4 protein-coding genes and 1 pseudogene are annotated in these 3,687 nt (G+C 67.9%); all 5 read right to left on the bottom strand.

Translation table 11 applies throughout. The annotated features are described in order from the left end of the window. Nucleotides 1-121, bottom strand: a pseudogene (locus VGE49_RS13210) (ribosome hibernation-promoting factor, HPF/YfiA family); the annotation flags it as partial. A gap of 77 nt (nt 122-198) precedes the next feature. Continuing rightward, the gene (rpoN, locus tag VGE49_RS13205) at nt 199-1,713 is read right to left on the bottom strand and encodes an RNA polymerase factor sigma-54 (protein ID WP_331035001.1); all 1,515 of its coding nucleotides are present in this window, start codon (nt 1,711-1,713) and stop codon (nt 199-201) included. A gap of 109 nt (nt 1,714-1,822) precedes the next feature. After that, nucleotides 1,823-2,620, bottom strand: coding sequence for an LPS export ABC transporter ATP-binding protein (gene lptB / locus VGE49_RS13200; RefSeq protein ID WP_331035000.1), 798 nt, complete (start codon nt 2,618-2,620; stop codon nt 1,823-1,825). 6 nt (nt 2,621-2,626) lie between these two features. Next, a complete protein-coding gene (locus VGE49_RS13195) occupies nt 2,627-3,112 on the bottom strand; it encodes an LptA/OstA family protein (protein WP_331034999.1) in 486 nt (161 codons plus the stop codon). Next, nucleotides 3,109-3,687 (bottom strand): LPS export ABC transporter periplasmic protein LptC (lptC, locus tag VGE49_RS13190; protein WP_331034998.1); only part of this gene is annotated, 579 nt, incomplete at its 5' end. The genes VGE49_RS13195 and lptC, both read right to left, overlap by 4 nt.

Below are 3,687 nucleotides of genomic sequence, written 5' to 3'. Positions count from 1 at the left end.
CCTCGGCGTTTTCGCCGCCACGGGCGAAATACTTGCCGACTCCCTCTTCGAGTTCCTGGGAGATGCGCGAGCTTAGCGCTTCGCCGACATCCACTTGCTTGCCGCTGACTTGGATCTGCATAGGCATAGAACGCGACGGGTTGCGTTTGGTGTCAACGCCGATCACCGATTTGTGGTGACGCTTGCAACAGGACGTGATCAGCCGGTCTTGAGCAGGCGGCGGCGCTGGACGGACGACGGAATTCTCAAGGCTTCCCGATACTTGGCGACGGTGCGCCGGGCGATGTCGATGCCGGCCTCATTGAGGATTTCGACGATCCGGTCGTCGCTCAGCACGTCGCCGCCGACAGACTCGCCGTCGATCATCGATTTAATCCGGTGGCGCACGGCCTCGGCCGAGTGCAGGGCGCCGCCTTCTGACGACTGGATGGCGGCGGTGAAGAAGAATTGGAGCTCGAACCCCCCGCGCGGGGTGGCGACATACTTGTTCGAGGTGACGCGGCTGACCGTTGATTCATGCATCTCGATGGCGTCGGCCACCGTCTTCAGCGTCAGGGGGCGCAGGAACTCCACGCCGAAGGCGAGGAAGGCGTCCTGCTGGCGCACGATCTCGGAGGCGACCTTGAGGATGGTCTTGGCCCGCTGGTCCAGCGACTTGACCAGCCAGCTGGCCTGGGCGGCGCAGTCGGCGACGAAGGCCTTTTCCGTTTCCGAGCGCGCGCCGGCGGCGACCACGCCGTGATAACGCTTGTCCATCAGCAGGCGGGGCAGGGTGTCGGCGTTCAGCTCGACCCGCCAGCCGCCGGCTGGATCAGGACGGACGTGGACGTCGGGCACGACGGTCTGGGCCGGCTCGCCGCCGAAGCCCGCGCCGGGGCGCGGCGTCAGAGCCTTCAGCTCGGCGATCATGTCGGTCAGGTCCTCGGCGTCGACCCCGCAGGCCTTGCGCAGGGCAGGGAAGTCGCGCCGCGCCAGAAGCTCCAGATGGTCCAGCAGGGCCGCCATGGCCGGGTCGAAGCGGTTGCGCTCAATCAGTTGCAGCTTCAGGCATTCGGGCGCGGAACGCGCCATGACGCCGGTCGGCTCGAAGCCGTGGCAGACGGCCAGCACCGATTCGATGCGCTCCAGGTCGACGCCCAGGCGGTCGGCGATCTCCTGAAGTTCGGCGCGCAGGTAGCCGCCCTCGTCGGTGGCGTCGATCAGGGTCAGGGCGATGGCGTGATCGGCGGCGCTGAACCCGGCGGACGAGGCCTGGGCCTGCAGGTGCTCCCACAGTGTCGCCTCGCGGGTGTCGGGGCGCTCCAGGCCCTCGCCGTCCAGACCGCCGCCGCCGACGCGAGACCAGTCGGACAGGCCGGGCTGCTCGCCCGACTCGCCGGCGTCGCGCTTGCGGTCGGCGTCGCGTTCGCCGGGCGGGGCGTCGTCGTAGAGATCCTCGGCGCGCGCATCCATGGCGCGTTCGGCCTCGCCCGAGGGTTCGGTGAATTGCAACTCGCCGGCCTCGCCGGATGATGCGGTCTCGACAGGCTCGGAGCTGGCTTCGCCCCCGGCGTCGCCTTCGTCGCGTTGCAGCAGGGGGTTCCGTTCCAGCTCGCCCTCGACGAAGGCTTCCAGCTCGAGATTCGACAGTTGCAGCAGCTTGATCGCCTGCTGCAGTTGGGGCGTGATGACCAGCCCCTGACCCTGTCTGACCTCCAGCCTCTGACCGATCACGGCGCCTTAATCCCTCCCGCGAGCCGCTTTGGCCCGGTTCTTGCTGGGATCGTGCGGCAGAGAACTTAACGTCTGGCGAACAAGGCGTTCGCCAGATGGTCGCAGCGCGTCAGGCGTACATTTCGCCCAGATAGACGCGGCGCACCTCGGGGTCGCCGACGGCCTCGTCGGCCGTGCCTTCGAACAGGACCGAACCGGCCGAAATGATCGAGACGCGGTCGATGATGTCCAGGGTCTCACGGACGTTGTGGTCGGTGATCAGCACGCCGATGCCCTGGCTGGACAGGTAGCGGATCACGTGACGGATGTCGGCGATGGCCAGGGGGTCGATGCCGGCGAAGGGTTCGTCCAGCAGCATGAAGCTGGGGCGGGCCGCCAGGGCGCGGGCGATCTCGACGCGACGACGCTCGCCGCCTGACAGGCCGGTGGCCGGGGCGTGGCGCAGGTGGTCGATGCGCAGTTCTTCCAGCAGGCGGGTGGTTTCCTCACGGACGCCGGCGGCGGTCTTTTCGTGCAGTTCGACCACGGCCTTGATGTTCTGCTCGACCGTCATGCCGCGGAAGATGGAGGCTTCCTGCGCCAGATAGCCCAGACCCATGCGGGCGCGTTGATACATGGGCTGCTGGGTGATCTCTTCGCCGTCCAGCCAGATCGCGCCGCTGTCGGCCGGGATCAGGCCGGTGATCATATAGAAGCAGGTGGTCTTGCCCGCCCCGTTGGGCCCCAGCAGGCCGCAGACCTCGCCGCGCTGGACGGTCAGTGAGACGTCCTTGACCACCTTGCGTTGACCGAAGCTGCGCGCGATGTGCTCGACGCGCAGGCCGGTGTGGCGCGCCTCTTCAGGGGCGGCCGTTTCGTCGGTGGTCGCCTGGTCGAGGTTGAGGGCTGAGAGTTCCTTGCGCGCCAAGCGGGGTCAGTTCCCTTGCGGATAGAAGACGCCCTGCACCCGGCCGCTTCCGCCTTCCATGCGGGCGGTCTCGGTGCGGACGTTATAGACCAGCCGACTGCCGGTCAGGACGTTCTTGCCCTGGGTCAGGATGACGTCGCCCGTCACCACCACCTCGGCGTTGGACAGGGTGTAGACGGCGCGGTCGCCGCGCATGCTCTGGTCCGGGGTGACGAAATAGACGTTGCCGGTCGCCTCGACCCGGCTCAGGTCGCCGTTGGCCGTGACGCCGGTGATGGCGTCGGCGCGTAGGCGATTGCCGCCTTGCGTCAGTTCGGCCCGGCCGCGCAGGGCGAAGCCGTTGGGGGTGTATTCGCCGCCGTCGGCCCCGTATTGCACGGGCTGCTTCGAGGCGTCGGCGCGCGCGCTCTGGGCGCCCGACGTCGCGGGGACCGTCAGGGCCAGAAGCAGGGCGGCGCCTGCGATCATGGTGTTCGACTTGGACATGGTCATCTGCCGGATCCCGCGGGGTTGATGGTCCCGCTCATCTTGTTGTCGCCCTGGCCGCTGAAGACGACCCGTTGGCCCTGATCATAGATGGCATAGGACGAAGCCTTGATGGTTCCAAGGGGGCCTTGCCCCTGGACGCCCTTGTCGCCTGTCACTACGCCCGTGTTGGTGTCGACCACGGCTTCCGGCGTGGTCAGGACGAAGCCGGAGCCGCCGTCCGAAATCTTGACGTTCGGCCCGATCACGACCTTGCGCTGGGTCTCGACATAGGTGCCGCCGTCGGCGGTCAGCTCCGTGACCTTGCGGCCGCCCAGGTTCAGCTTCAGCGCCGGGCCGATCAGGCGGAAGTGGCCGGTGGTTCCATCGCGCACCGCCCCCTGGGCGCCGATGACGAAGGAACGCCCTTGCGCGTCCTGGCCGTGGAACATCGGATTGTCGAGCCGGACCTCCTGCCCCTGGGTGGCGCGGCGCTCGACGCCCGACATGACGGTGCGGAAGACGGTCCAGGTCAGGGCGCCCCCCGCCAGCACCAGGATGACGATCGGCAGCAGCCGGCGATACAGCTTCACCCGCTGCGA

This window comes from Brevundimonas sp. (assembly GCF_036405315.1).
Lineage (GTDB): Bacteria > Pseudomonadota > Alphaproteobacteria > Caulobacterales > Caulobacteraceae > Brevundimonas.
Note: the sequence above shows the minus strand (reverse complement) of the source record. Positions and strands in the feature narration are given on the sequence as shown.

Coding starts and splice junctions, on each gene's coding strand:
- VGE49_RS13195 (WP_331034999.1), bottom strand. CDS start 3,112: ATGACCATGTCCAAGTCGAACACCATGATCGCAGGCGCCGCCCTGCTT.